General features: G+C 68.2%; 27 protein-coding genes and 1 tRNA gene. 12 read left to right on the plus strand and 16 right to left on the minus strand.

The features are described 5' to 3' along the window. Nucleotides 1-16: 16 nt before the first annotated feature. Complete coding sequence (glgX, locus tag AC1DBL_RS07920; RefSeq protein WP_476909053.1) at nucleotides 17-2,131, minus strand: glycogen debranching protein GlgX; 2,115 nt, start codon at nucleotides 2,129-2,131, stop codon at nucleotides 17-19. A 113-nt stretch (nucleotides 2,132-2,244) separates the two neighbouring features. Between glgX and AC1DBL_RS07925 the strand changes: the two genes are divergently transcribed. After that, nucleotides 2,245-3,051, plus strand: coding sequence for a carbon-nitrogen hydrolase family protein (locus tag AC1DBL_RS07925; RefSeq protein ID WP_476909052.1), 807 nt, complete (start codon nucleotides 2,245-2,247; stop codon nucleotides 3,049-3,051). Nucleotides 3,052-3,117: 66 nt separating this feature from the next. Here AC1DBL_RS07925 and rlmB read toward each other — a convergent pair whose 3' ends face one another. The 6 genes from rlmB to AC1DBL_RS07955 form a co-directional block, all read right to left on the minus strand. Continuing rightward, entirely contained in the window at nucleotides 3,118-4,104 is a 987-nt protein-coding gene (gene rlmB, locus AC1DBL_RS07930) for a 23S rRNA (guanosine(2251)-2'-O)-methyltransferase RlmB (protein WP_441419047.1), read from the minus strand. A 124-nt stretch (nucleotides 4,105-4,228) separates the two neighbouring features. Continuing rightward, nucleotides 4,229-5,698, minus strand: coding sequence for a cysteine--tRNA ligase (gene cysS, locus AC1DBL_RS07935; RefSeq protein ID WP_441419046.1), 1,470 nt, complete (start codon nucleotides 5,696-5,698; stop codon nucleotides 4,229-4,231). Between the two features lie 40 nt (nucleotides 5,699-5,738). Then, entirely contained in the window at nucleotides 5,739-6,092 is a 354-nt protein-coding gene (locus AC1DBL_RS07940; RefSeq protein ID WP_476892787.1) for a hypothetical protein, read from the minus strand. A 75-nt stretch (nucleotides 6,093-6,167) separates the two neighbouring features. Then, nucleotides 6,168-6,683, minus strand: coding sequence for a 2-C-methyl-D-erythritol 2,4-cyclodiphosphate synthase (gene ispF, locus AC1DBL_RS07945; protein ID WP_476925860.1), 516 nt, complete (start codon nucleotides 6,681-6,683; stop codon nucleotides 6,168-6,170). Between the two features lie 2 nt (nucleotides 6,684-6,685). Beyond that, complete coding sequence (gene ispD, locus AC1DBL_RS07950) at nucleotides 6,686-7,504, minus strand: 2-C-methyl-D-erythritol 4-phosphate cytidylyltransferase (RefSeq protein WP_476909050.1); 819 nt, start codon at nucleotides 7,502-7,504, stop codon at nucleotides 6,686-6,688. A 159-nt stretch (nucleotides 7,505-7,663) separates the two neighbouring features. Beyond that, nucleotides 7,664-8,146 carry a CarD family transcriptional regulator gene (locus AC1DBL_RS07955; RefSeq protein WP_026266570.1) on the minus strand — a complete coding sequence of 161 codons (483 nt, stop codon included), beginning with the start codon at nucleotides 8,144-8,146 and terminating at the stop codon, nucleotides 7,664-7,666. A gap of 372 nt (nucleotides 8,147-8,518) precedes the next feature. Between AC1DBL_RS07955 and AC1DBL_RS07960 the strand changes: the two genes are divergently transcribed. Then, the gene (locus tag AC1DBL_RS07960; protein WP_476909062.1) at nucleotides 8,519-9,100 is read left to right on the plus strand and encodes a hypothetical protein; all 582 of its coding nucleotides are present in this window, start codon (nucleotides 8,519-8,521) and stop codon (nucleotides 9,098-9,100) included. A 103-nt stretch (nucleotides 9,101-9,203) separates the two neighbouring features. On the opposite strand, the gene AC1DBL_RS07965 is transcribed toward AC1DBL_RS07960, so the two are convergent. Together AC1DBL_RS07965 and AC1DBL_RS07970 are read right to left on the minus strand one after the other, a co-directional pair. Beyond that, the gene (locus AC1DBL_RS07965; protein ID WP_175324033.1) at nucleotides 9,204-9,884 is read right to left on the minus strand and encodes a response regulator transcription factor; all 681 of its coding nucleotides are present in this window, start codon (nucleotides 9,882-9,884) and stop codon (nucleotides 9,204-9,206) included. Further along, nucleotides 9,881-11,095, minus strand: a complete 1,215-nt coding sequence (locus AC1DBL_RS07970) for a sensor histidine kinase (RefSeq protein ID WP_476926052.1) — start codon at nucleotides 11,093-11,095, stop codon at nucleotides 9,881-9,883. The genes AC1DBL_RS07965 and AC1DBL_RS07970 overlap by 4 nt, the downstream gene beginning before the upstream one ends. 206 nt (nucleotides 11,096-11,301) lie before the next feature. On the opposite strand from AC1DBL_RS07970, the gene phoU reads away from it, so the two are divergent. After that, complete coding sequence (gene phoU, locus AC1DBL_RS07975; RefSeq protein ID WP_441419042.1) at nucleotides 11,302-11,964, plus strand: phosphate signaling complex protein PhoU; 663 nt, start codon at nucleotides 11,302-11,304, stop codon at nucleotides 11,962-11,964. A 93-nt stretch (nucleotides 11,965-12,057) separates the two neighbouring features. On the opposite strand, the gene AC1DBL_RS07980 is transcribed toward phoU, so the two are convergent. Next, on the minus strand, nucleotides 12,058-12,804 hold the full coding sequence (locus AC1DBL_RS07980) for a phosphoglyceromutase (RefSeq protein ID WP_175324031.1): 747 nt from the start codon (nucleotides 12,802-12,804) through the stop codon (nucleotides 12,058-12,060). A 142-nt stretch (nucleotides 12,805-12,946) separates the two neighbouring features. Here AC1DBL_RS07980 and AC1DBL_RS07985 point away from each other — a divergent pair, with 142 nt between their 5' ends. Beyond that, nucleotides 12,947-13,822: a class I SAM-dependent methyltransferase gene (locus tag AC1DBL_RS07985; protein WP_476909049.1), complete on the plus strand. Its 876-nt coding sequence runs from the start codon at nucleotides 12,947-12,949 to the stop codon at nucleotides 13,820-13,822. Here AC1DBL_RS07985 and AC1DBL_RS07990 read toward each other — a convergent pair. Continuing rightward, the gene (locus AC1DBL_RS07990; protein WP_441419040.1) at nucleotides 13,807-14,160 is read right to left on the minus strand and encodes a DUF2516 family protein; all 354 of its coding nucleotides are present in this window, start codon (nucleotides 14,158-14,160) and stop codon (nucleotides 13,807-13,809) included. The genes AC1DBL_RS07985 and AC1DBL_RS07990 overlap by 16 nt on opposite strands. 9 nt (nucleotides 14,161-14,169) lie before the next feature. Further along, nucleotides 14,170-15,366, minus strand: coding sequence for a trans-sulfuration enzyme family protein (locus AC1DBL_RS07995; RefSeq protein WP_441419039.1), 1,197 nt, complete (start codon nucleotides 15,364-15,366; stop codon nucleotides 14,170-14,172). Nucleotides 15,367-15,455: 89 nt separating this feature from the next. Here AC1DBL_RS07995 and tmk point away from each other — a divergent pair, with 89 nt between their 5' ends. The 5 genes from tmk to AC1DBL_RS08020 all read left to right on the plus strand — a co-directional run bounded on the left by tmk (nucleotide 15,456) and on the right by AC1DBL_RS08020 (nucleotide 20,634). Further along, entirely contained in the window at nucleotides 15,456-16,124 is a 669-nt protein-coding gene (gene tmk / locus AC1DBL_RS08000) for a dTMP kinase (RefSeq protein WP_441419038.1), read from the plus strand. Beyond that, nucleotides 16,121-17,263: a DNA polymerase III subunit delta' gene (locus tag AC1DBL_RS08005; RefSeq protein ID WP_476925861.1), complete on the plus strand. Its 1,143-nt coding sequence runs from the start codon at nucleotides 16,121-16,123 to the stop codon at nucleotides 17,261-17,263. Before tmk ends, AC1DBL_RS08005 begins: the two co-directional genes overlap by 4 nt. A gap of 61 nt (nucleotides 17,264-17,324) precedes the next feature. After that, on the plus strand, nucleotides 17,325-18,908 hold the full coding sequence (locus AC1DBL_RS08010) for an alpha/beta hydrolase (protein WP_441419036.1): 1,584 nt from the start codon (nucleotides 17,325-17,327) through the stop codon (nucleotides 18,906-18,908). A gap of 103 nt (nucleotides 18,909-19,011) precedes the next feature. Then, nucleotides 19,012-19,084 (plus strand) — tRNA-Thr (locus AC1DBL_RS08015). Between the two features lie 251 nt (nucleotides 19,085-19,335). Next, complete coding sequence (locus AC1DBL_RS08020) at nucleotides 19,336-20,634, plus strand: MFS transporter (protein WP_441419035.1); 1,299 nt, start codon at nucleotides 19,336-19,338, stop codon at nucleotides 20,632-20,634. Between the two features lie 36 nt (nucleotides 20,635-20,670). Here AC1DBL_RS08020 and AC1DBL_RS08025 read toward each other — a convergent pair whose 3' ends face one another. Continuing rightward, nucleotides 20,671-21,144, minus strand: coding sequence for a hypothetical protein (locus AC1DBL_RS08025; RefSeq protein ID WP_441419034.1), 474 nt, complete (start codon nucleotides 21,142-21,144; stop codon nucleotides 20,671-20,673). Nucleotides 21,145-21,214: 70 nt separating this feature from the next. Here AC1DBL_RS08025 and AC1DBL_RS08030 point away from each other — a divergent pair, with 70 nt between their 5' ends. From AC1DBL_RS08030 to AC1DBL_RS08040, 3 genes are all read left to right on the plus strand, one after another. Continuing rightward, nucleotides 21,215-22,180, plus strand: coding sequence for a hypothetical protein (locus AC1DBL_RS08030; protein ID WP_476925862.1), 966 nt, complete (start codon nucleotides 21,215-21,217; stop codon nucleotides 22,178-22,180). Between the two features lie 36 nt (nucleotides 22,181-22,216). Then, nucleotides 22,217-22,456, plus strand: coding sequence for a hypothetical protein (locus AC1DBL_RS08035; protein WP_441419032.1), 240 nt, complete (start codon nucleotides 22,217-22,219; stop codon nucleotides 22,454-22,456). 174 nt (nucleotides 22,457-22,630) lie between these two features. Next, nucleotides 22,631-23,710 carry a TRAP transporter substrate-binding protein gene (locus tag AC1DBL_RS08040; RefSeq protein WP_476925863.1) on the plus strand — a complete coding sequence of 360 codons (1,080 nt, stop codon included), beginning with the start codon at nucleotides 22,631-22,633 and terminating at the stop codon, nucleotides 23,708-23,710. A gap of 120 nt (nucleotides 23,711-23,830) precedes the next feature. On the opposite strand, the gene AC1DBL_RS08045 is transcribed toward AC1DBL_RS08040, so the two are convergent. The 3 genes from AC1DBL_RS08045 to AC1DBL_RS08055 all read right to left on the minus strand — a co-directional run bounded on the left by AC1DBL_RS08045 (nucleotide 23,831) and on the right by AC1DBL_RS08055 (nucleotide 25,936). Beyond that, nucleotides 23,831-24,676, minus strand: coding sequence for an aldo/keto reductase (locus AC1DBL_RS08045; RefSeq protein ID WP_441419030.1), 846 nt, complete (start codon nucleotides 24,674-24,676; stop codon nucleotides 23,831-23,833). Nucleotides 24,677-24,804: 128 nt separating this feature from the next. Then, complete coding sequence (locus AC1DBL_RS08050; RefSeq protein ID WP_441419029.1) at nucleotides 24,805-25,260, minus strand: hypothetical protein; 456 nt, start codon at nucleotides 25,258-25,260, stop codon at nucleotides 24,805-24,807. A gap of 7 nt (nucleotides 25,261-25,267) precedes the next feature. Then, nucleotides 25,268-25,936: a bacterial proteasome activator family protein gene (locus AC1DBL_RS08055; RefSeq protein WP_476925864.1), complete on the minus strand. Its 669-nt coding sequence runs from the start codon at nucleotides 25,934-25,936 to the stop codon at nucleotides 25,268-25,270. Nucleotides 25,937-26,024: the final 88 nt, after the last annotated feature.

Below are 26,024 nucleotides of genomic sequence, written 5' to 3' on the forward strand. Positions count from 1 at the left end.
CTGGCGTGTGGACACCCTAGACGCGGTAGATATTGATGGTGTTGGCCTGGACCACGTCCCGCTCGCCGGAGGAGATCCGAACGCCCTGGCGGCGGTCGTGGAGTTCCGAGGTGGTCAGCCGGAGTTCATAGAGCCGGTGGCCGCCGCCGTCGTCCGCGGGGATGACGGGAAGGGTGACCTTGACGTCCTGGGCGCTGCCGTTGACCACCACGAGGCCGTCCACGCGGCCGTCATCGGACCCCAGCAGGAGCTGGACGACCCGGTGGCCGGGATCCTGCCAGCGGTCGCCGGACATCGGTTCGCCGTGGACATCGAACCAGTGGAAATAGGACTGCTGGTCCCGTGCCGGGTAGTCGTGCGGCTGGCCGGCGAGGAACTCCTTGCGCAGCCGGATCACGCGTTTGGTGCTGCGCAGCATCGCGTGCGATTCCGGGGTGCTGGTCCAGTCGATCCAGGTGATGGGGTTGTCCTGGCAGTAGGCGTTGTTGTTTCCCTGCTGGCTGCGGCCGATCTCGTCGCCGGCGGTGATCATGGGCACGCCCTGGGAAATCATCAGCGAGGCCATCAGGTTACGGCTGGTCTGGGCACGCCGCGCGAGGACTTCCTCGTCCTCGGTGCGCCCCTCGAAGCCGTGGTTGTAGCTGCGGTTGTCGCCGTGGCCGTCGCGGTTCTGCTCGCCGTTCGCCTCGTTGTGCTTGCGGTCGTAGGAGACCAGATCGGCCAGGGTGAAGCCGTCATGCGCGGTGATGAGGTTGACCGAGGCCAGCCGGCTGCGGCCCGAGGCCGCGAACAGGCCCGCGGAACCGGACAGCGCATCGGCGAGCCGCGCCACCGAGCCGCCCTGCCCGCCGGCGTCGATCGCGGCGCGGTCCGCCAGCCAGAAGGTGCGGACGGCGTCGCGGAAATGGTCGTTCCAGTCCACCCAGCCCGCGGGGAACCGGCCTGTCTGCCAGCCGCCGTAACCGACGTCCCAGGGTTCGGCGATGAGCTTCGTTTCAGACAGCACCGGATCCGCGGCGATCGCGACCAGGAACGGGTGGCGCGGATCGAACTCGTTGTTGGCGTTGCGGCACAGCGTGACGGCGAGGTCGAACCGGAAGCCGTCGATGTGGAACTCGTTCACCCAGTACCGCAGGGAATCCAGAACCAGCTGCACCACCCGGGGCTCGCCAAAGTTCAGGGTGTTGCCGCAGCCGGTGGTGTCCACGTATTTGCCGTGGCCGTCGTGACGGTAGTACTCCAGCTCGCCCAGACCGCGGAAACTCAACGTCGGCCCGTCCGGGCCGCCTTCCGCAGTGTGGTTGTAGACGACGTCGAGGATCACCTCGAGGCCGGCGGCGTGCAGCAGTTTGACCATGCCCTTGAACTCGTCCTGCACCGCGTGGGGCCCGGCGTCCTGGGCCGCCTGGGTGGCGTAGCCGGGATGCGGCGCGAAGAACGCGGCCGTGTTGTAGCCCCAGTAGTTGGGCAGTCCAAGGTTCTGCAGGTGCGGCTCGTCGATGTGGAAGTGGACGGGCAGGAGCTGCACGGCCGTGACGCCCAGCGAGATCAGGTGCTCGACCATGGCCGGGTGCGCCATTCCCGCGTACGTGCCCTGGAGGTTCTCCGGGATGTCCGGGTGCAGCATGGTCTGGCCGCGGACGTGGGCCTCGTAGATGATCGTGTTGCGCCAGGGGGTGCGCGGCCCGTGGTCCATGCCCCAGTCGAAGTCGCCGGCCATCCGGACGCTGGTGATGAAGTCTTCGCGTTCGTCTACGCCGCGGCCGTACGGGTCCAGCAGCAGCGGCTGCGCGCCGTCGGCGTCGAAGTCCAACGTCGGCACGGAGAGCGGCAGGGCCTCCGGCTCCGGCGAGGCGCGCAGGCCGTAGCGCGAACCGGCCGGCAGTCCCTCGACGATGCCGTGGTGGACGCCGTCCGTGATGTTGGGCAGGGTCTTCAGCTGCCAGCTGCCCCCCGGGGCCTGGTAGGCGATGTCCAGGTTAGCCACCCCCGGCGCGTAGACGGCCACATTGGCGAAGGCACCCCGAGGGTCGTCCGTCGCCGCGGAACCCGTGCGCGGGACGCTGACACCGAGCGGAAACGGCCACGAGGCGTCTACGGTGGTAGCTGGATCTACATAGGACTTGACCATCGCTTAAAGCTTAGCTGGGGATAACAAATGACCCTGGTTTTCGCCGCGGGACGTCAAAGACCGTTCACAAAGCGACCCGCATACTGGGAGTAGGCGCCGAACTGGAGGTAATTGTGCGAATAGCACTGGCTCAAATCATCACCGGCCGCGAAACGGAACGGAACCTGGACCTCGTGCGGGACTACGCCCGCCGGGCCAAGGACGGCGGGGCGGAACTGGTGGTCTTTCCCGAAGCGACGATGCGCGCCTTCGGCAACTCCCTGCTGGACATCGCCGAACCCCTGGACGGGCCGTGGGCCGCAGAGGTCCGCGGCATCGCGGCCGAGCTCGGCATCGTAATCGTGGCCGGCATGTTCACCCCCGGATCGTCTACCGCCGGCACCCGCAAGGTCCGCAACACACTCCTGGTCACCGGCCCGGGCGTAGACGCCAGCTACGACAAGATCCACCTTTACGACGCCTTCGGCTTCGCCGAGTCGGACACTGTGGACGGCGGCACCCAACCCGTCACCTTCGACGCCGGCGGCATCACCTTTGGCCTGGCCACCTGCTACGACGTGCGGTTCCCGGACCTGTTCACGGAGAACGCGGAGCGCGGGGCGCAGGTCAACATTGTTTGCGCCTCCTGGGGTGCCGGGCCGGGCAAGGTCGAGCAGTGGAAGCTGTTGTCCCGGGCCCGGGCCGCGGACTCAACGACGTTCGTCCTGGCGTGCGGCCAGGGCGACCCGGCCAGCGTTGGCACCGAGCCCGCCGGGTCCGCCCCCACCGGCGTCGGGCACTCCGCCGTCGTCTCGCCCTTCGGGGAGGTCCTCCAGGAGCTCGACGGCGCCCCCGGCATGCTCTTCGCCGACCTGGACCCCGCCGTCGTCGAGGACGCCCGCGCCAAGCTCCCGGTCCTCGCCAACCGCCACAAGTTCTAGCAACGCGGGGTCACTTCTGGCCCATCCGGGGCACCCCGATGGGCCAGAAGTGACCCCGCGTTTTACTTACTTGGCGGCGCGCTGGCGGGAGATCTCGTAGAGCGAGATGCCGACGGCCATCGAGGCGTTGAGCGATTCCATGGCGGAGTCGATCGGGATGGAGACGATCTGGTCGCAGTTTTCGCGGACCAGGCGGCTCAAGCCCTTGCCTTCGGACCCGACGACGATGCAGACCGGCTCGGTGGCCAGGGCAAGGTCCGGCAGCGAGACGTCGCCGTCGCCGTCCAGGCCCAGCACGTAGATGCCCATGTTCTTGAAGGCCTTGAGCGTGCTGTTCAGGTTGGCGGCGCGGGCCACCGGGACGCGGACGGCGGCGCCGGCGCTGGTCTTCCAGGCCGAGGCGGTGACGCCGACGGAGCGGCGTTCCGGCACAATGACGCCGTGGCCGCTGAAGGCCGAGACCGAGCGGATGATCGCGCCCAGGTTGCGGGGGTCGGTGATGCCGTCGAGGGCGACGAAAAGCGGCGCGTTGGCGACGTGGCCCTTCTTCCAGCTCTCAAGGGTCTCTTCGGCCAGCTCGTAGGCGTCCTGGTATTCGTACGGCGGGATCTGCAGCACGAGGCCCTGGTGGATGGCGTCGTCCGTCATCCGGTCCAGTTCGGGCTTGCCGGTCTCCAGCAGCGGAATGCCGCGTTCGGCCGCGAGCTTGAGCGATTCCTTGACGCGGTCATCCATTTCGATCCGGATGGCGACGTGCAGGGCCTTGGCGGGGATGCCGGCGCGGAGGGCTTCGACGACGGAGTTGCGTCCGGTTACGACTTCCTCGGTGGCGCGTCCCTTCGGGCCCGAGCGGGCGCCGGGGTTGCGGGTGCCCGTGCCGCGCTTGGCTGCGGAGCGTTCCGCGAGCTGCTTGCTCTTGTGGGCCTTGTGGTAGGGACGGTCCTCCGCCTTGGGAGTGGGGCCCTTGCCCTCGAGGGCTTTACGGCCGTGACCGCCGGTCCCGACGGTGGGGCCCTTCTTCATTTTGACCGAGCGGCGACCGTTGTTGGCCATGAGTTTCACCCTTTTAACTACGCGATTCGTTGATAAGTCTGAACTCCAGTCTACTGACTCGCGTTAAATCCTCGACCGGGGGCTCCTCCGGCGGCCCGCTTCGACCCGCCGGGCGGGGACGGGTTCAGCCGCGCTTGAGGCTCCAGCTGGCGCCGTCCGCGCCGTCCTCGACGACGACGCCGGCCGCCGCGAGGGTGTCCCGGATGGCGTCCGAGGCGGCCCAGTCCTTGCCGGCGCGGGCCTGGGCGCGGGCCGCGAGCTGGGCCTCGACCAGGACCCCGAGGGCAGTGTTGGCCTGCTCGTCGACTGCCGGGGCTGCCGTGTCGTTGAGACCAAGGACACGCGTCATGTCCGTGACACTGGCCAGTGCCTGCCGGGCGTCGTCCAGCTCGCCGGCGGTGAGCGCAGTGTTGCCAGCCCGGACGGTGTCGTGCAGGACGGCGAGGGCCTGCGGGACGTTGAGGTCATCATCCATCGCCGCGGCAAAGGCGTCCGGGACGACACCGTAGCTGAAGGAGCCGAAACTGGCCGGGGCCCCGCCGTCGGCGCCGCCAAGGGTCCGGACGGCGCGGCTGATGAAGCCGTCGATCCGCTCCATCGCGGCGGCGGCCTCGCTCAATGAGGTGGGCTGGTAGTCCAGCACCGAGCGGTACTGCGCCTGGCCGAGGTAGTACCGGACCACCCGCGGCGACGCGAGTTCCAGCATGTCGGCCGGGCTGACCGTGTTGCCGATGGACTTGGACATCTTTTCGCCGGCGTAGGTGACCATGCCGTTGTGCATCCAGAAGTTCGCGAAGCCGTGGCCCGCGGCCTGGGACTGGGCCATCTCGTTTTCGTGGTGCGGGAAGCGCAGGTCCAGCCCGCCGCCGTGGATGTCGAACTCGGTGCCGAGGTACTTGGTGACCATTGCGGAGCACTCCAGATGCCAGCCCGGCCGTCCGGCGCCCCACGGCGAAGCCCAGGCCGCCGTCGCCGGCTCGCCTTCCTTGTGGCCCTTCCAGAGCGCGAAGTCGCGCGGATCCCGCTTCCCCCGGGGGTCGGCGTCGGGAGCTCCCTGCATGTCATCGAGCTTCTGCCGGGTCAATGACCCGTACTTTGCCCAGGAGCGCACATCGAAATACACGTCGCCGGAATCGTCGAGCGCCGGGTAGGCGTGTCCGCGGTCGATCAGCTGCTGGATCAGGGCGTGCATCTCGGGGATGTGGCCGGTGGCGCGCGGCTCGTAGGTGGGACGGGAGACGCCCAGGGTGTCGTAGGCCTTGAGGAATTCCTGCTCGTACCGGTAGGCCAAGGCCCACCATTCCTCCTCGCGGACAGCGCCCGGCTCGCCCTCGAATTCAGGGGCAAACGATTCGGCCGACTTCGCCAGGATCTTGTCGTCAATGTCGGTAACGTTGCGGACCACCGTGACCCGGAACCCGCGGTACTGCAGCCAGCGGGTGAGCTGGTCAAAGGCGATCGCGGAACGGATGTGCCCAACGTGCGGCATGCCCTGCACCGTGGCACCGCAGTAGTACAGGCTCACATTGCCGGGAACCAGGGGGACGAAGTCGCGGACTTCGGCGGAAGCAGTGTCGTAAAAGCGCAGGGTCACCGCTCCAGATTAGCCGATGCCCGGGAACCGGCCCGGCGGGCTACTTGCAGTGCACGCCGATCTGGTCCATCTGTTGCCGCAGCTGCGTCAGCTGCTCGGAGGTCTGCCTGCCGGTGGGGCTGGCTCCAACCTGCTTCATGATGTCGGCCATCTTCTGGATCGGTTCGGAGACTTCCGGGGCCACCTTGTCCGCGACCTCCTGGTAGTGCTGGCCGATCTGGGTGGCCTTTTCCTTGTCGCTCCCCTTGGGCACGAAGGTGTCGGTGGTGAGGAACTTGCAGCTTTCCTCAACGCTCATCCGGGGCGTGGTGGTAGCGGGCGGCGTCGCGGCGCCGGCGCACCCGGACAGCAGCGTTCCGGCTAGAAGGGCGACGACGGGAAGCAGCTTTTTCACGGGAGGTCTCCTGAGAGGTGCGGAGGGGTTGTCCCTTAAGCGTAGGCCCGATTGCCCCGCCCGGCCCGGCCGTCCTCAGACGGCCGGGTAGACCAGGGCAGTGGCTGTGGCGGCGATCCCTTCGCCGCGGCCGGTGAAGCCAAGGCCGTCGCTGGTAGTGGCCGACACACTCACAGGCGCGCCGGCGGCCTCACTGAGGACTCGCTGGGATTCCTCCCGCCGGGGACCGAACTTGGGCTTGTTCGCCACGAACTGCACGGCAATGTTGCCGATCTCAAAGCCGCCGACGCGGACGATCCGGGCCGCCTCGGCCAGCAACGTCACGCCGGAGGCGCCAGCGTATTCGGGCCGGTCAGTACCGAAGTGCGTGCCGAGGTCCCCGATCCCGCAGGCGGAGAACAGCGCGTCCGCGGCGGCATGGGCCACGGGGTCTCCGTCGGAATGGCCGGCCAGGCCCCGTTCGCCCTCCCAGAGCAGGCCGCCGAGCCAGAGCGGCTGTGGCGCGTCCTCGGGGGCGTAGGCGTGGACGTCGATGCCGATCCCGGTCCGCGGGATCGGCACTCCGGGCTGCTGCGGCCGGTTCCCGTCCATCCTTAGCCCTCCACCCAGCGCGCGCCCAGGGGACCTTCGAGGAGGCCCTCGGCGAGGATCAGGTCCAGCGGCGTGGTGATCTTCAGCGACTGGCTGGCGCCCCGCACGGCGTACACGGGGACGCCGAGCAGTTCCACCAGCATCGCATCGTCCGTGACGGCAGCGGCTTGGGCCGCGTCGAATCCAGCGGCTGCTTCGTGAGCGCCCAGCAGGGTGGCCAGGTCGAAGCCCTGCGGCGTCTGGACAGCGCGCAGCATTTCCCGGGGGGCGGTGCCGGTGACCACTTCAGGGGCGACGTCGGTTTCGTCGCCGAAGGTTGGGTCCACCGTCTTGATGGTGTCGACGACCGGGATCACGGGGATGACGGCGACGGCGCCGGCGGTGAGGGCGGCGGCCACGCGGTGGAAGACGGCTTCCGGGGTGAGCGCCCGGGCGGCATCGTGGACGAGGACGGACTGCGTGCCCGGCGAGAGCGCGGACAGTGCGGCGCGCACGGACTCGGCGCGGCTGGCCCCGCCGTCGACAATGGTCACGTCGGGGAGCTGCACGGCTGCTCCAGGCGCGGCGGTGCGGCGGTGTTCGGCATGCAGTTCCGCGCTGAAGGTTTCGCACTGGGCCCGCAGTTCAGTGTCCCCCGGCGGGATCGCGACGCAGATCTGCCGGGCGATGCCGGCCGCGGCGACGCCCCGCAGGGCGTGCATGAGGATGCTGTCACCGCCCAGCGGCACCTTGGCCTTCGGCATGCCGTAGCCCAGGCGCTGGCCGGATCCGGCGGCGACGAGGATGACCGCTGTGACGTGAGCTGTCGATGCAGTGTTCATGCGGACAAGACTACGTCCCGGCGCCGCGCCCCAAGCCCAACTAGCTGGCAGTTGTTGTCGTTTTCAGGGCCCAAAAGGACAACAACTGCGAGTCAGTTGGGCCGGTTTGGGCAAAAAGAAGCCCCGGCGGCCGTAACGCCACCGGGGTTCGATTCTTAGTTAGGAAGCCAGGACTTCATCGAGAACGCTTGCGGCCTTCTCTTCATCAGTCTTCTCAGCCAGTGCCAGTTCTGAGATCAGAATCTGGCGGGCCTTGGCCAGCATGCGCTTCTCCCCTGCGGAGAGACCCCGGTCGTGGTCACGGCGCCACAGGTCGCGGACGACCTCTGCCACCTTGATGACGTCACCGGAAGCAAGCTTCTCCAGGTTTGCCTTGTAACGACGCGACCAGTTGGTGGGCTCTTCAGTGAACTCGGCCCGCAGCACGTCGAATACGTGCTCCAAGCCTTCCTTGCCCACTACGTCCCGGACCCCAACAAGGTCAACGTTTTCTGCTGGAACTTCAATGGTCAGATCACCCTGAGCCACCTTGAGCTTGAGATACATCTTCTCTTCGCCCTTGACAGTGCGCATCTTGATTTCTTCAATTTTGGCTGCACCGTGGTGAGGGTAAACTACTGTCTCGCCGACCTCAAAAACCATGTGGACATTCCCCTTTCCCGCAGACCAGTTTATCACGATTAAGGCATACAACTGCCATGGATCGTGCCCCGAAACCGCGCAAATCCGCGGAAAATGGCCCGAATCGGCTCCATAAAACCCTTGACGGATGCGGATAATAGTGCATTGGGCACCCGCTGCCAAGAGCCTCACGGTTCGACGCCGGACGGCCCCTGGGCGGGGCGGCAGCCGGTTCCACAGCCGGACCGGCAGCCGGACCGGCAGCCGGTCCCGCTCCCCTGCGGGCGCCTTTGTGTACTCCCCCGAATCCGCGTTTGCGCTCCATTGCGGATAGGCTATGGCTGAATAATGTTTCAAGACTCTCAAGGAGTGCGTGACGTGCGTTTCACTGCGATGACCCGGGGCCGGCGCGGCAAGCTGGCAATGGCAACGGCTGCACTTGGCATTGGCCTGCTGTCGGTGACCGGCTGCGGCTATATCAATGCCCAGCAGACCACTGAGCAGTACTCGGCGTCGGACGGGACCCGGACCGACCTCGGACCGCTCCAGCTCCGCAACATGATGATCATCTCCGACGGCGAGGACAAGCCGGGCCGCGTCATCGGTGCCGTGTACAACACCTCCGCCAATGATGTGAAGCTGACCATCAACGGTGCCGGCGGATCGCAGACCCAGGTTCCGGTCAAGAAGAACTCCTACGTCCTGCTCAACGATTCCGCCGACCCGGCGATCCTGAGCACCTCCGGAGGCAAGCCCGGCTCCCTGGTCGAGGTCACGATCCGCGAAGACGGCACCAACTTGGACGCCAAGTTCAAGATGCCCGTCCTGGACGCCACGATCACGGACTACAAGAAGTACCTGCCCACCGCCGAGCCCACCAGCTCCAGCACCGCCTCGGGTACGGCCACGCCGTCGCCGTCGTCGGCTCCGTCGGAAACCCCCACGGAGACTCCGTCGGCCACTCCGACTCCGTAGCACTCCAGTACGCAAAAGGAGGGGCACCCGCACCGGGTGCCCCTCCTTTTGCGTTCCTGTGGCTTGCGTTCCGCAGCCCTGAGGGCGCCCGGGCGCCTGGCGCCTAGGGTTCGAACTTGTAGCCCAGCCCGCGGACCGTGATCAGGTACCGCGGGGCCGAGGGGTCCGGTTCGATCTTGCTGCGCAACCGCTTGATGTGCACGTCCAGGGTCTTGGTGTCGCCGACATAGTCAGAGCCCCAGACCCGGTCGATGAGCTGTCCGCGGGTGAGAACCCGGCCGGAGTTGCGCAGCAGCATCTCGAGCAGCTCGAATTCCTTGAGCGGCAGTGACACCTGTTCGCCATTCACGCTGACCACGTGCCGCTCGATGTCCATCCGCACCGGCCCGGCTTGGACGGTGCTGGAGACCAGTTCCTCGGGCTCGCCGTGGCGGCGCAGCACGGCCCGGACCCGGGCCACCAGCTCCCGGGAAGAATAGGGCTTCGTGACGTAGTCGTCGGCACCCAGTTCAAGGCCCACCACTTTGTCGATCTCAGCGTCTTTGGCTGTCAGCATGATCACCGGCACGGAGGATCGTTGGCGCAGCTGGCGGCAAACCTCGGTCCCGGACTGGCCGGGCAGCTGCAGGTCCAAGAGGACCAGGTCGGCGCCGTTGCGGTCGAACTCAGTGATGGCGTCGAGTCCGTTGTCCACGACCTCCACCTCGAATCCTTCCTTGCCCAGCAGGTAGGAGAGGGGGTCGCTGAACGATTCCTCGTCCTCGACAATAAGAATCCGGCTCAAGCGCTAGCTCCTTGTTCATGGACGCCGGCGGCGTCGCGTCGGTCGTGTCGTGCATTTGGCGCGGATCGGCGGGGATCCGCGGCGGGGTCGTCCTGTCCCTCCATCTCCGGGAGGCGGATGGTGAAGGTGGAACCCTGCCCGGGCTGGGACCAGAGCGTCACCTCCCCGCCGTGGTTGGCCATCACATGCTTGACGATGCTCAGGCCAAGGCCGGTGCCGCCGGTGTGGCGGGAGCGGGCGGAGTCCACGCGGTAGAAGCGTTCAAAGACGCGTTCCTGGTCCTCGGGGCTGAGTCCCTCGCCCTGGTCGGTCACGGAGACGGCTACCAGGCCGTCCCGGGCGCGCACGCCGACGCCCACCCGGGTGTTCTCCGGCGAGTATCGGATCGCGTTGTCGATCAGGTTGCGCAGCGCGGTCACGAGCAGGTCCTGGTCGCCGTAGACCATCGCGTCGGTCCGGCCGCCGACCACGATCTCGATGTTCTTGCTTTCGGCGGGAAGCTGGGACCGGTCCACGGCCTCGGCGACCACCTTGTTGATGTCCACGGGGTGGGCCTGCTGGGCCACGTTCGCCCCCTGCAGCCGGGAAAGTTCGATGATGTCCTGCACGAGGGCGGCCAGCCGGGTGGATTCCTTGTGCATGCGCTTGGCAAACCGGCGGACGGCCTCCTCGTCATCGGGCGAGGCTTCCAACGCTTCGGCCAGCAGCGAGATGGCGCCGACGGGGGTCTTCAGCTCGTGCGAGACGTTGGCGACGAAGTCGTTGCGGATCTCTTCGGTGCGGGTGATCTCGGTGCGGTCGTCCGCGAGCAGCAGGATATATTCCTCGCCGAGCATGGCTGCGCGGACCTGCACCACTATGGTTCCCTGGCCCAGCGGGCCGCGCGGCAGCTCCAGCTGTTTCTCCAGGATCACACCGTCGCGCCGGACCTTGCCGGTCATTTCGAGCAACTGCTGGTGCACCACGGTATGCCCCCGCACCAGGCCGTAGGCGTAGGCGGCCGGGCTGGCGCGCACAACGCCGTCGATCGCGTCCACCACCACGAAGGCGCGCCCCACGACGGCCAGCACCTCGGCGGCGCCCTCCGGGAGCGAGGGATCGCCGGTCTCGACGTCGCTGATTTTGCGCTGCTGCTCACTGATCCGGAAGGCGAGCACGCCAAATATACCGAGCGACAGGCCGATCAGGCCCGCGATCACACCGATGAGCATTGGATCCACGGCTCCAGCTTATGCGCTGCGGCCCGCCGGAAATCGAAAACTTGTGCGATTGCGGCGCTGGTTCAGCTAACGTTCACCTATTGAGGCGTAACAGTTCACCGGAGGCTGGAAGGGTGGCAGGTTGAACGCCGCTACGGTGAAACGAAACGGCCGGGCGCCGAGGTGCCCGGCAATGTTTCCGAGGAAAGGACGCACCCGTGCGTAAGGTTTTTCAGGAAGAGCTCGCCCAGGTCGGTGAGCAGCTCGTCGAAATTTCGAAGCTCGTCAGCGAGGCCTTTGAGAAGGCCACAACAGCCTTCGAGGGCGCTGACATCGACCTCGCCGAGGACGTCATCGCGGCCGACGCCCGGATCGATTTCCTGCAGAACAGCCTCGACGAGCGTGCCATCGACATCCTCGCCCTGCAAGGCCCGGTGGCCAGCGACCTGCGCATGATCGTGGGTTCGCTCCGGATGAGCGCCTCGCTGGAGCGGATGGGCGACCTCGCCCGGCACATCGCCCAGCTCGCCCGGCTCCGCTACCCGGCGAACGTGGTCCCGCAGCAGCTGCAGGAGACTTTCAAGAGCTTCGCCAAGCACGACCTGGAAATCGCGCAGAAGCTCACCGTGCTGCTGGAGACCCGCGACCTCGAGGTGGCCCGTGACATCCTCAAGGCCAACAGCGCCGTCAACGACCTGCACCTGAGCGTCTTCAAGGCGATCGCGCGCAGCGATTGGGCGGAATCCGCGGCCACCACCGTGGACGTCGCCCTGGCCAGCCGCTACTTCGAGCGCTTCGCGGACCACGGCGTTTCCGTCGCGCAGAAGGTCACCTACCTGGTCACCGGCGCGTGGCACCCGAACAGCATCGAGCACAGCTGACGGCCCAGCCGTCCCCAAAGCAGCGGGTACGACGGCGGCCGGTCACCTTGGAGGTGACCGGCCGCCGTCGTCGTATCCGGGGTGCGAAAGGCGTTACTTCTTGCCCTGGTTTGCCACTGCCTTGATGGATTCGGCGGCGGCCTCGGGGTCGAGGTAGGTGCCGCCCGGATTCAGCGGCTTGAAGTTCTCGTCCAGTTCGTAGACGAGCGGGATGCCGGTGGGGATGTTCAGCCCGGCGATGTCCTCGTCGCTGATGCCGTCAAGGTGCTTGACCAGCGCGCGCAGGGAGTTGCCGTGGGCGGTGACCAGCACGGTCTTGCCGGCCTTGAGGTCTTCCTTGATGTCCGATTCCCAGTAGGGCAGCAGCCGGACCAGGACGTCCTTGAGGCATTCGGTCCGCGGCACCGCGTCGCCGAGATCCTTGTAGCGCGGATCCCCCACCTGGGAGAACTCCGAGTCGTCCGCGAGAGGCGGCGGCGGGGTGTCGTAGGAACGGCGCCAGGTCATGAACTGCTCCTCGCCGTATTCGGCCAGGGTCTGGGCCTTGTCCTTGCCCTGCAGCGCCCCGTAGTGGCGCTCGTTGAGGCGCCAGTCGCGCTTGACGTCGATCCAGCCGCGGTCCGCCTTCTCCAGCGCGAGGTTTGCGGTGTTGATGGCCCGCTTCAGGCGCGAGGTGTAGAGGATGTCCGGGAGGATGTTGTTCTCCACCAGCAGCTCGCCGCCGCGTACCGCCTCGGCACGGCCCTGGTCGTTCAGGTCGACGTCCACCCAGCCGGTGAACAGGTTCTTGGCGTTCCATTCGCTGTGGCCGTGGCGCAGCAGAATCAGCTTGTAAGTCATGCTTTTCATCCTAGCCGAGCGGTCCCGGGCCGTGCCGAGCGTTACACCCACGGCTGCTACCGCGACGCGGGGTCAGCTACGGCCCATCCCCGGGCCCGGCATGGACCGTATCTGACCCCGCGTTGGACGATAGGGTTGGCGTGTGGTGCAGAAAGCTGAGCGGGTGGTGTCACCCGGGACCCGGGGCGGGACGGGTGGCGGCACCCGGTCTGGCCGGCCCGTGGGCAACGTGACCCGCGGAACCACCAACCCGAACCGGATGCGGCGGGTCGACCGCTGGCTCACCGGGCCGCAGGCCTGGCGCTTGCGCGGCGCGAACGATCCGCTCGTCGTCGACCTCGGCTACGGCGCGTCCCCGGCCACCGCCGTCGAACTCTTTGAACGCCTCTCCGCCATCCGCGCCGACGTGCGCGTAGTCGGAATTGAGATTGAGCCGGAGCGGGTCCGGCAGGCCAAGGCGCTGGAGCGTCCCGGGCTCAGCTTCCAGCTGGGCGGCTTCGAACTCCCGGTTCCGGGCCGGCCGGTGCTGGTGCGGGCCTTCAATGTCCTGCGGCAGTACGAGGAGGCGGATGTGCCCGCCATCTGGCGGCTGGTGCAGGACCGGCTGGCCCCCGGCGGCCTGTTCATCGACGGCACCTGTGACGAGATCGGACGCCGGGTTACCTGGGTGGCGCTCGACGACGTGCGGCCGCTGAGCCTGGGGCTGTCCATGCGCTTCGGCGGCTTCGAGCTGCCCTCGGATATCGCCGAACGGCTGCCGAAAGCGCTTATCCACCGGAACGTGCCCGGCGAGAAAATCCATTCCTACCTGCAGGCGCTGGACAAGGCCTGGCTTGAGGCGGCGCCGCTGGCCTCGTTTGGGAACCGGCAGCGCTGGACGGCAATGTGCCGTGCACTGCGCGACGGCGGCTGGCCAGTGCAGGACGGCCCGGCACGGTGGCGCCTGGGTGAGCTGACCGTGGACTGGGAAGCCGTGGCGCCTGACGGACTACAGCAGGCAGGTCACCAGGGGCCGTAGGGCCCCATGTTGCGGCTGCCGCCGCGGCCGGCATCCTTCACCGCGGGACGGACATCGGCGAGGTAGACGGATGCGGCCGTCACGGCCGCGAGGCCGAAGAGCCCCAGCGGGCCGAAGAACCCGCCGCCGCCGCCGACAATGGACAGCAGGCCGATGAAGAGGGCACCCCCGGTCAGGGCGAGCCAGAACGTCTTTGTCCGCTTGGACACCGCCTCGAAGGCGTTGGCCTTGTGCCGCAGGCAATCGAAGAACGCCCACACCTCAAGCCCCAGGGCTACGAGCGCCAGCAGGAAGTAGATCCCTCTATCGGCAATTTCAATCAGCGTTCTTCCGTCCATGCCCCCAGCCTAGCCGTCCAGTGTTGCCAAAGCCTGCTGCAAATCGGCCCACAGGTCCTCGACGTTTTCAATTCCGACACTCAGCCGGACCAGGTTCTCCGGTACGCTCTCCGGTTCCGCCGTGTGCCGGCGGCGGCGCTCGATCAGGGATTCCACCCCGCCCAGCGAGGTGGCCGGCAGCCACAACTGCAGGGCCCGGATCATCCGGTCGGCCGCCTCCGCGCCGCTGAACCCGCCGTCGGGGCCGTCCCCCGGGGCCATTTCGATGCACAGCACGGACCCGAAGCCCTTCATCTGCGCCTTGGCCCGTTCGTGGCCGGGGTCCGAGGGCAGGCCCGGGTACCGGATGCTGCCGACCTGCGGGTGCCGGCTCAGCCGCTCCGCGAGCACCGCCGCGGAGGCCTGCGAGCGCTCAATCCGCAGGGCCAGGGTGCGCAGCCCCCGCAGCGCCAGCCATGCCTCGAACGGCCCGGCGATGCCGCCGTGGATGGTTCGGTGGTGCAGCAGCCTGGCGTGGAGCTCGGCGTCGGAGGTCACGAGGGCGCCCAGCACGACGTCGGAATGGCCGGAGAGGTACTTGGTGACCGAGTGCAGGACGACGTCGGAGCCGAGGCTGAGCGGCTGCTGCACGAGCGGGGTGGAGAAGGTGTTGTCGGTAACGACGAGGGCGCCGGCCGCGTGCGCTGCAGCGGTGAGCGCACGGATGTCCGCGACGCCGAGCATCGGGTTGGTGGGGCTCTCCAGCCACAGCATGCTGGCAGGCGTTCCGCCGGCGGGCGCCAGCTGTTCCAGCACGGCGTCGGTGTCCGCAATGTCCACGGTGCGCAGCTCCAGCGCACCCTTCTGCGCCAGTTCCGTCGCCATCACGAGCGAACCGGCGTAACTGTGGGACGGCATTACCAGCACCCCCTGCGCCGGAACCAGGGACAGCGCGGAACTTACGGCGGCGAGGCCGGAGGCGTACAGCAGGCCCGGCAGCGTGGCGCCTTCCAGCTGCGCCAGGGCCTGTTCGAAGGGGTCCCAGCTGGGGTTGGAATACCGGCCGTAGCCGCGGTCGCCGGGGCCCAAGGGACCGGTGCCGAAATAGGTCGAGGACAGCACGATCGGCGGGTTGACCGGGGCGTCGCGTTCGCGCGGAGGACGGCCTGCGGCCACCACCACGGTTTCGGCCGAGAGCGAGGCTGCCTGTTCTTCGGAGAGACTCATGGTGACAGGGTACTTCGGAGCCGTGCCGGGCCCGTAAGGCGTTACGCGCTGGCCGCCATGGTGTCGGTGATTGTCGGTAGGCTAGAGCAGTGACTACCCAGACTCCCGGACCTTTCCCCGGACTGTTCATTGCCTTTGAGGGCGGCGACGGTGCCGGCAAGTCCACCCAGGCCGCGGAGCTCGCCGGAGCACTCGAGTCCCGCGGGCTGACGGTGCTGCGGACGCGGGAACCGGGCGGCACGCCGATCGGCGAGAAGCTTCGGTCCCTGGTGCTGGATCATGGCCACGGGCACATCGACGCCCATACCGAGGCCCTGATCTTTGCAGCGTCCCGCGCCGCGCACGCCGCGCAGGTCATCCGTCCGGCGCTGGAGCGGGGCGAGGTGGTCCTCACCGACCGGTACATCGACTCCTCGGTCGCCTACCAGGGCGCGGGCCGGCACCTCGGCACGGATGCGGTGCGTGAGATCAATGACTGGGCCACCTCCGGCCTGCAGCCGGACCTGACGGTGTTGCTTGACGTCGACCCTGCCGACGGGCGCCGGCGCCGGACCGCCGGCGACGCCGCGGAGGACCGGCTCGAATCCGAGGCCGACGACTTCCACGCCAGGATCCGCGCCGCTTTCCTGGCGCTGGCGGCGGCCCGGCCGGAAAAATACCTGGTTCTCGCGGCGCACCTGCCCGTGTCGGAGCTGGCTGCCCGGATCCTCGAACGGGTCGAGACGCTGCTCTCGCTCCGTCAAAGCAGCTCGGCATGAGCGTCTGGGACGACCTCCAGGGCCAGCCGGCCGTCGTCGCCCAACTGCGCCAGGCCGCGGAGGGCGACGGTCTCACGCACGCCTGGCTGTTCACCGGCCCGCCGGGATCCGGCCGGTCCAACGCCGCGAAGGCCTTTGCCGCGGCACTGAACTGCGACCAGGAAGACATCACGAAGCGCGGCTGCGGCGAATGCCCTGCGTGCCAGACCATCGTTGGCGAGACGCACTCCGATGTCACGTTCGTGCGCACCGAGAAGGTCACCATCACGATCGACGAGGCCCGCGAACTGGTCTCGACCGCGGGCAACCGTCCCTCCTCCGCCCGCTGGCGCATCATCGTCGTCGAAGACGCGGACCGGATGGCGGAGCGCACCACCAACGTGCTGCTCAAGGCCATCGAGGAACCCACCCCGCGCACCATCTGGATGCTGTGCGCGCCGTCTCCCGCGGATGTGCTCGTGACCATCCGTTCCCGTTGCCGCCCGGTGGCGCTGCGGCTCCCGCCGGCGGCCGACGTTGCGGCCCTCCTGGTCAAGCGCGACGGCGTCGAACCGGAGGTTGCCGAACGCGCCGCCCGCGCCGCGCAAAGCCACGTGGGAATCGCCCGCAGGCTGGCGAAGGACCCGGAGGCCCGCGAACGCCGGCTGGAGACCGTACGGTTCCCGCTGCACCTGCGGGGCATCACCGCGGCCGTGATGATGGCTGACAAGCTCGTCAAGATCGCCACGGAGGAAGCCAACAGCTCCAACGACGAGCGCGACGCCGCCGAAAAGGCAGCGCTGCTCGCCACGCTGGGGGCACCCGAAAGCGGGCCGCTCCCGCCGGCCATGCGCGGGCAGGTCAAGCAGCTCGAGGACGACCAGAAGCGGCGTGCCAAGCGCTCCGTCACCGACTCGCTTGACCGTACCCTGACCGACCTGCTGTCCTTTTACCGGGATGTGCTGATCATCCAGATGGGGAACGCCGTGGAACTGGTCAACGTTGAGCTGAGGAGCGAGCTGCAGGAATTCGCCGGACGCTCAATGGCCGAGGTGACGCTTGCCCGGATGGATGCCATCAACAAGGCCCGCAAACGGATCACGACGACCAATGTGGCCCCGCTGCTGGCCATCGAGTCCATGGCCGCCAGCCTGATCTGACCCGTCAGCAACGCTCCACCCGCTTCGATCCGCCCAGTTCCACATCCCCAAGGAGAACAGCATGACGTCAGCACCACCACCCCCGGCAGGCAGCCGAACCTTGGGGCTCGGGGTGCGGGCTGCCGGCGCCTTGGCGCTGGGCCTGGTGCTGTCCCTGGTGCTGTCTTCCTGCACGCTTTTCGGCTCCGGCGACGGCGGCCCAAAGAGCTCCTCCGCAACGGCCGACCCTTCGATCGCCGCAGCCGCCCCGGCCGAGCTGCGGAGCTTCTACTCCCAGCAGCTCAAATGGTCGGCCTGCGAGGGGGACTTCCAGTGCGCCAAGGTCAAGGTTCCGCTGGACTACAGCAAGCCCGACGGCGACACGATCGAACTTGCCGTCATCAAACTTGCATCGAAGGGCGGCAACAAGAAGGGCAGCCTGCTGGTTAACCCGGGCGGTCCCGGCGGTTCCGGCTACGACTTCGTCAGGGACGCCGGCTCTACGAACATTTCCGAGAAGGTGCGCTCGAATTACGACGTCGTCGGCTTCGATCCGCGCGGGGTGAAGCGCTCCGCTCCGGTCACCTGCCTCACCGACCGGGAACGCGACGCCAACCGCGCCAAGATCTACAAGCTGGACACCGACGCAGGACTGGCCGAAGCCTTCGCGGACAACAAAGCCATCGCCGCCAAGTGTGCCGAGAAGACCGGGCCGGTCCTGGGCCACGTCGACACCGTCAGCGCCGCCAAGGACCTCGACGTCCTCCGCGGCGTCCTGAACGACACCAAGCTGAACTACCTGGGCTACTCGTACGGCACCTTCCTCGGCTCGACCTACGCCTCGCTTTTCCCGGACAACGTGGGCCGGATGGTCCTGGACGGCGCCCTGGACCCCTCCCTGAGCAATGAGGAGCTGACCGCAGGCCAGGCGAAGGCTTTCGAGAAGGCCATCCACGCCTATGCCACCAGTTGCCTCCAAAACAGCGGCTGCCCGTTGAGCGGAACCCCGGACGAGGCCGTCCGGCAGATCCAGGACCTCATCGCGGCCGTGGAAGCCAACCCGCAGCCCGCCAAGGACGGCCGGCTGGTCAACGCGTCCATGTTCGTCAGCGGCTTCATCCTGCCGTTCTACAACGACGACAACTGGCCCGTGCTGACCCAGGCCCTGGACAGCGCGATGAAGGGCGATCTGTCCCCGATGCTCCGGCTGTCCGACTTCGGCGCGGACCGCGAGCCGAACGGCACCTACTCGGCAAACTCCGCGTTCGCCTTCAATGCCATCAACTGCCTCGACTACTCGATGGAAACCGGCACGGCGGCGATGCGGACCGAGGAGAAGCGGCTCCGCCAACTCTCCCCCACTCTGGGCTACTACTTTGCGTACGGCGGCACGAGCTGCAAGGACTGGCCCTACAAGAGCCTCCGCACCCCGGCTCCGGCCCAGTACAAGGGCACGGCCGACATCCTGGTCGTGGGCACCACCGGCGACCCCGCCACACCGTACGAATGGGCCGTCGCCCTGCGCAAGCAACTGGGCACCGCCTCGCTGCTGACCTGGAAGGGCGAGGGCCACACCGCCTACGGCCGTTCCAACAGCTGCGTTGAGAAGGCCGTGGACGGGTACCTCGTGGACGGCAAGACACCGGCGGACAACACCGTCTGCTGACCGGTCCACGGCACCCTCGCGGCTCATTTTGACCCGGGCGCGGGGACTCCATTACAGTTGTCTCTTGCATGATCCGCCCGGTTCGCCGGGGTTTCACGCGGTTGCTTCCTTAGCTCAGTCGGTAGAGCGTCTCACTCGTAATGAGAAGGTCATCAGTTCGATTCTGATAGGAAGCTCGGAAGTTCGAAGCAAAGAACCCCTGGAAATCATTGATTTCCAGGGGTTCTTTGCTTTCCGCCCACGCGGTCCGGCCCGGGATGCGGGTCCGGGTCCGGGTCCGGGGGGACTTCGACACGGGCACGCCGGGCACGTAGCGGCCGGCGTGCCCGCGTTTGGTCCAATAGTGCCCGGGGCTGCGGCCGCGGCATGCACGGCCCGGACCCCGGCTGCTCTTGTCATTCACGCCCCCGTCCGCGACCCTTGGGAAATGGACCGGCCTGAGCGCGAGGTGCCCGCCCCTCCCGGGCCGGACCCCGCCGCGACGCCGACCGGACCCGGGATGGCAGCACCGGGACCGGCACCGGCCGCGTCCCCCACTGCATCACGGGCAGGCGGCCGCCGGCCGTGGGGCACGGTGGTGGGCTTCGGGCTGGTCAGCCTGGCGACCGACGTCGTCTCCGACGGCGCCCGCCCGCTCGCCGGACCGCTGCTGGCGCAGCTCGGCGCCTCCGCGCTCATCGTAGGGCTTGTCACCGGCGGGGCCGAGGCAGCGGCGCAGGGCCTGCGCTTGGTCTTTGGGCCCTGGGCGGACCGCACCCGCCGGTACTGGACCTTCACGCTGGCGGGCTACGCCCTGACGGCGCTCTGCGTGCCGCTGCTGGCCGTCGCCCCGGCCGCGGGTGCCGCCGGGCTGGTCCTGGCGTCGGCGCTGATCATCGGGGACCGGGTGGGCAAGGCCGTGCGGAGCCCGGCAAAGACCGTGCTGCTCGCCTCAGTGGCCAAGCGGGTGGGGCGCGGCCGCGGCTTCGCCGTGCACAAGTCCCTGGATCTCACCGGCGCGCTCCTCGGTCCGCTGATCGTGGCGGCCGTGCTGGCGGCCACCGGCCTCATCTCGGCCGCTTTTGCGGTCCTGGCTGTTCCCGCTGTGGTGGCGCTCGCGCTGTTGCTCTGGTTGCGCCGCCGCGTCGCGGAGCCCGGCGGCACTCCGGCGCCGCCTGGAACGGCGGGCAAACCGCCGTCGTTGTTCACCGGCGTTTTCCTGCTGTTCGCGGTGTGCGCTTTCTTCTGGAGTGCGGGTCTGGTGGCTTTCGGCGTGATTTCCTACCATTTGACCGCTGCTGTGGCGGTTCCGGCGCCCGTGGTGCCGCTGCTCTACGCCGCGGCCATGGGCGCGGCGGCACTCGGCGCGCTGGGGAGCGGCTTCCTCTACGACCGCGCGGGCCCGGCCGTATTGCTGGCGCTACCGGTGCTGATTGCGGCCGTGCCCGTACTGGCCTTCTCCACCGGCGTGGCCCTGGTGGTGGCTGGCGTGGCCAGCTGGGGCGCCGCCACCGGGATCCAGGACTCGACGGTCAAGGCGCTCGTGGCGGACCTCGTGCCGGAGCCGCGGCAGGGATCGGCGTACGGGGTCTTCGCGGCTTTCGAGGGAGCCGGCGCGCTGGCCGGCGGCGCGCTCTATGGCGCCCTCTACGGGGCGTGGCCCGCGCTGATCGCAGCGGTCGCCGCGCTGCAGGCGGCTGCCCTGGTGCTGCTGCTCATGACAGTGCGAAGGGCGCGCCGGGCCTGAGGCCCGGGCGCGCCCCTCGCAATGGTCAGTCCACCGTCAGCGTGCCCACACGGACGCGGCGCCGGAGTGCCCGGTGATAATGCTCTGGTACAGGAAGAAGGCGCCGGCCAAGGCTCCTGCAACCAGCAAGACGGTCCGCAGGACCCGGTTTTCGCGCAGGCCGCCGAGGAAGGCGAAGCGCCGGCCGATCGGTTCGAAGCTCACGATAATCATCGCCGCGACGATCACGAAGAAGATGATCGACACCACCTTCAGCACGTCACCTTGTTCGGCATGTTCCCGGACCAATTCCGTCGATGGACGGGCCTTCTGCAGCTGCTCCCCCGCCTGCGCGGTGATGAGCGCGACCGGAACCAGCCCCAGCGAGAGAACACCCAGCGGCCAGGCCAGGTACCGCCGCCAGCGGGTTACGGCAGCGTAGGCGATGGCGGCGAGGCCGGCGATCGGGCCAAGCACAACGACGGCGTGGACCAGAAGGATGTGGGCCGGGAGGCCGCCTATTTCAATCACGTGGAATCTCCTACGGTGGACGTGTGCTGCGCGCCCCCGGCGTGGGGGCCGGAGCTTCTATGATTCTTGCATGGCAAAACGTGAGCTCGCGGACATTGCGGCGCAGCTCTATGGGATGCCGTTCGACGACTTTGTCGCAGGCCGCAAAGCCGCGGCCAAGGAACTGCTCTCCGCAACGCCCGCGACGCCGGAGCTACGCTCCCGCGCGGCGGAGGTGCGCTCCCTGCCCAAACCCTCGGTGAGCGCCTGGGCCGTCAACATGCTCGCCTGGCGGCGGCCGGAAACACTCCGTGACCTGGCCGAGCTGGGACTCGCAATGCGCCGGGCCCAGGCCTCCCTCGACGCGGCAACGCTCCGCAGCCTCTCCCGCGAACGGCGGACCATGCTGGCCGGCGCGGTCGACGCAGCCCGCGACGTGGCGGAGCAACAGGGGCGGAAAATCGGCGGCACCGTCGCGGCGGAAGTGGAACAGACCCTGCGTGCGGCCACGGCTGACGAGGGCGCCGCTGCCGCCGTCCGGAGCGGGCGGCTGCTCCGGATGCTCTCCGCCGACGGCGTCGACGTCGTTGACCTCGACGGCGCCGTCGCCGTCCCGGATGCGACCGGGGCAAGGCCACCGGCCGCTCCCCCAGAGAACGCTGCGTCCCCGGCTCCGGGCACGCCTCCGGCAACCGGCCAGCCGCGCCTGCGGGCCGTCCGGCAGGAACGGCCGGCGCCCAGCCCCTCGGCCAGGGAGCGCGCCCAGGCCGCCCTCCGGCAAGCCACCGACGCCGCCCTTTCCAGCGCCGCCGAAGCAGAACGCGCATCCGGGGAACTAGAGGACGCGACGGACGCTGCGGCTGCACTGACGGAGGAGGCTGCCGGGCTCAGGGAACAGCTGGCGCGTGCCGAGGCCGGGCTGCGGCAGGCCCGAAAGCGGCTCGAACTGGCCTCGGCTGCCGCGCAGCAGGCAGCCCGGACGGCGGAGAAAGACCGCCGCCGGGAGGACCTGGCCCGGGAACGGGTGCTGCGGCTGGGCAACACGCCGGGCGGATGACCACTTACTGTCAGAGGGCGGTTGCAGACTTAAATCATGGAACAGCATCAGGATTTCCAGCATCAGGAGTTCACGGCAGCCCGGCAGGCAGCAGCCCCGTCCGCGGCAGAGCATTGGGAAGTCACCTACCTGGACACCGAGTGCGGCCGGATCCGCACCGAAGCGTTCGACGACGCCGCTGCGGCCGAGCGCTTTGCCAGCCGGCGCATCCAGGACGAACACGGCTGGGCGGTCATCGACGCCGTGCTGCCGCGTCAGGGCCGGGCCGCAGCGTAGACGGGAGGGCAACCTCGGACCTCGTGCGAAGGTCCTGGCTCGTCAGGGAGCCCGGAAGTCCGTCCGTATGGCCTGTTGGCGGACGTCCCGAAGGAGTAACTTTCGGAGTGGAGGCTTCCTCTTCTGGTGTCAGCTACGTTGGGAGCTTCGCCTTGGACCCGAAAAGAGGCCAGCATGCAAGCACGGATGCGTGGTGCGGCGATCATGGCGGCGGCAGCCCTAGTCCTGACGGCGGCCGGATGCGGGGCCAGCGGACTTTCGCAGGCTGATCAGCAGTCCGCTGACGCGATGGTCCTGACCCTGGCCACCGCTGGCGGTCCCGACGGTCATTCCGCAGCGCAAGTCCGGGAATTCGCCAGCCAGGTGAAGGAACTCTCCGGCGGGTCGATCCGGATCGAACTCGTGCTCAGGGCGGCCGCCGACGAAGCAGGCGCATGGGACCAGGCCGTGGCCCAATCCACCGAAGGCGGCGACTTCGACATGGCGCTGGTCCCCACCCGGACCTGGGAGTCGGAGGGTGTCCTGTCCTTCACGGCACTCTCGGCGCCTTTCCTCCGGGCCTCGGACCAGGTGGTGGCGAAGATCGTCGCGCCGGAGATCGCCGGCAGCATGATGGCAGGGCTGAGGCCGATCGGACTCACCGGGCTCGCCCTGCTGCCCGACCGACCGCGGATGCTCTTTTCCTTCGACGGACCCGTAACGGCACCGGCGGACCTGTCCGGAAAAGTTGTCCGCGCCCCCGGTTCCAGCACGGGATACGCGACCCTGAAGGCCTTGGGAGCCAGGCCGCAGTCACTGGCGGGGGAACTTTTCACCGACGCGCTGAACAAAGGCACGGTTAAGGCCGCCGAGTCATCCTTCACCAGGGCCGGAACCTTTCCACGGCCCAGCACAACCACGGGGAATCTGCCGCTGTACGTAAAGGTCAACTCGCTGGCCATTAACACCAAGACCTATTCGCACCTGGCCGCAGACGACCGGCGGATCCTGATGGAGGCGGCCGCGAAGACCCGGGAAGCAGTAACGAGCTCCATGGTCCACACCGCCGACGAGGCGGCAGCCTACTGCCGAAGCGGCGGCACGATCGTCGCAGCCACGGACGAGCAGATCGCAGCATTCGAAGCTGCGGCGGCCCCGGTCTACGCCCAGCTTGAAAAGGATTCCGCCACGCGGGCACTTATCGCAAAGATCCGCGCCTTCGCCGACGCTCCGGACGGGGCCTTCGACGTCGCCCCCTGCAGTCCCGGCGCCTGACTGCGCGAAAACCACCTGTAGCGGTGCAAAGAAGACCGACGAAAAGAGCGGTCCAGGGCCAATAGCCCTGGACCGCTCACTTCTTACCTCCTGGGAGGAACCCCTAACTTACCGGGATGGCTAGGCGAAGTCGGAGACCGCCGGGTCTGCACCGATGCGGCCGGCGCCCTCTGCGGAGCGGTCCAGACCGTTGATGGCCTGCACGTCCGTCTCGTCGAGGGTGACGTCCAGGGCCGCGTAGTTCTCGCGGATCCGCGATTCGGTGACGGACTTGGGGATCACGACGTTGCCGATCGCGAGGTGCCAGGCGATGACCACCTGCGCCGGCGTGGCGTTGTGCTTGGCCGCGATCTGGGCGATGACCGGGCTTTCCAGCAGCTCGCCGCCCTGGCCCAGCGGCGACCATGCCTCGGTGAGAATGCCCTTGGATGCGTTGAATTCACGCAGCTCCGCCTGGTTGAAGAACGGGTGCAGCTCGATCTGGTGGATCGCCGGAACCACGCCGGTTTCGTCGATCAGGCGCTGCAGCCCCTCCTTGGTGAAGTTGGAGACTCCGATGGTCTTCACGCGGCCCTGCTTCTGCAGCTCGATGAGCGCCTTCCAGGTGTCAACGTACTTGTCCTGCTTGGGCTGCATCCAGTGGATAAGGTAGAGGTCCAGGGTCTCGAGGCCAAGGCGTTCCATGGATTCCTCGAACGCCTTCAGGGTGGACTCGTAGCCCTGGTCCGCGTTCCACAGCTTGGTGGTGATGAAGATTTCCTCCGGCTTCAGGCCCGAACGCTGGATCGCGCGGCCTACCCCGGCTTCATTTCCGTAGATCTTGGCGGTGTCGATGTGCCGGTAGCCGGCCTCGAACGCCTGGACGACGACCTTCTCGGCGATGTCGTCCTCAACTTGCCACACGCCGTAGCCGAGCTGCGGGATGGTGTTGCCGTCATTGAATGTCAGTTCGGGTGAAGAAGTCATTCGTCCATCCTGCCAAGCGGCTGCCCCTCAGGCCAGTGTTTTGACGCCGCTAAGCTAGGCGCTTAACCCGGAATATCCTTAGCACCCGGTGTTTCGACCCGGTCACCCGCCGCGATGTGGGCGCAACATCAGCCTTGCGTTGCTGCGTCCGCGAGCCGCCGTTCGGCGTCGTCGATGTGTTCCACGACGGACTCCGCGCGGCGGCGCACGGACGCCGCACCGACCGGGACCGGCCCGACGGCGAGGCGCAGCATCGCCGCTGCTTCCGCGGTCATGGCCAGCGAGTTGCCGGCCGTGGACAGGGAACGGTGCACGCCGGCCAGGGCTCCAGGGATGTCGAGGCCGTCGCTGGGCGAGCGGCGTTGAGCCTCCACGCAGATCTGCCGGACCCGCCCGGCCAGGGCGGACAGTTCGTTGGCGATCTCGACCAGCTCCGCGTAGAGGGCCTCATCCTCGACGCCTTCGAGGACCTGGTGGTACCGGTCCAGTCCCCGGACAAACCGGTCGTGGGCGCGCCGCCACAGGCCCTTGCCGAGTTCGGCGTCGTCCTTGCGTCCCTGCCGTGCCGCGCTAAAGAAACCCAACGGTGGCCTAGAGGTACTGGCCTGGACCGTGGTCCGGGTCGGCGGGTCGGGCCGGCTGCGTGGGATCCGCGCCGGGCTGAGGCTCGGCGGCGCGCTGCGGTTCGCCGTTTTCCCCGATGATGACGCCGGGCGCGATCATGGTGCCGGGCGGCAGCTGGCGGAGTTGCAGCTGCGCGGCCGCGTGCTCCCGGGCGGCATGCTGGGCCGCGATCGCGGTCTGGATGCCGTGGAAGAGTCCCTCCAGCCAACCGACCAGCTGGGCCTGGGCGATGCGCAATTCCGCGTCGGAAGGGGTGCCGTCCTCGGGGAACGGCAGATGGATCCGCTCGAGTTCCTGCACCAGCTCGGGCGCGAGCCCGTCTTCCAGTTCCTTGATCGAGCGTTCGTGGATTTCTGCCAGCCGGATCCGCGCCGCGTCGTCCAGCGGGGCGGACTTCACCTCGTCGAGCAGCTGCTTCAACATGGTGCCGATCCGCATGACCTTGGCGGGTTCGTCCACCAGGTCCTGCAGGTGGCTGGCCCGGTTGCGCACGCCCGACCCGCGGGAATCCGAGGGGCCCTGGGCCGGGCCCGTGGCCGCCGTTTCGGTGTCGGGTGCGTCCTGCGGCGGGGCGGACGTGGTGATGCCCTCCACCGGAGTGTCGTCCCCGGACTGAGTGTCGATCGGATCGCTCATGGCTTCATACTCTCACGCGCGGCAGCGAAGGGCAGGGGTGGATGACGCCCCGTGCCGTACCCCGGCGAAGCGCCTACGCAGTGCGCGG

Source organism: Arthrobacter sp. 10T44, assembly GCF_056393885.1.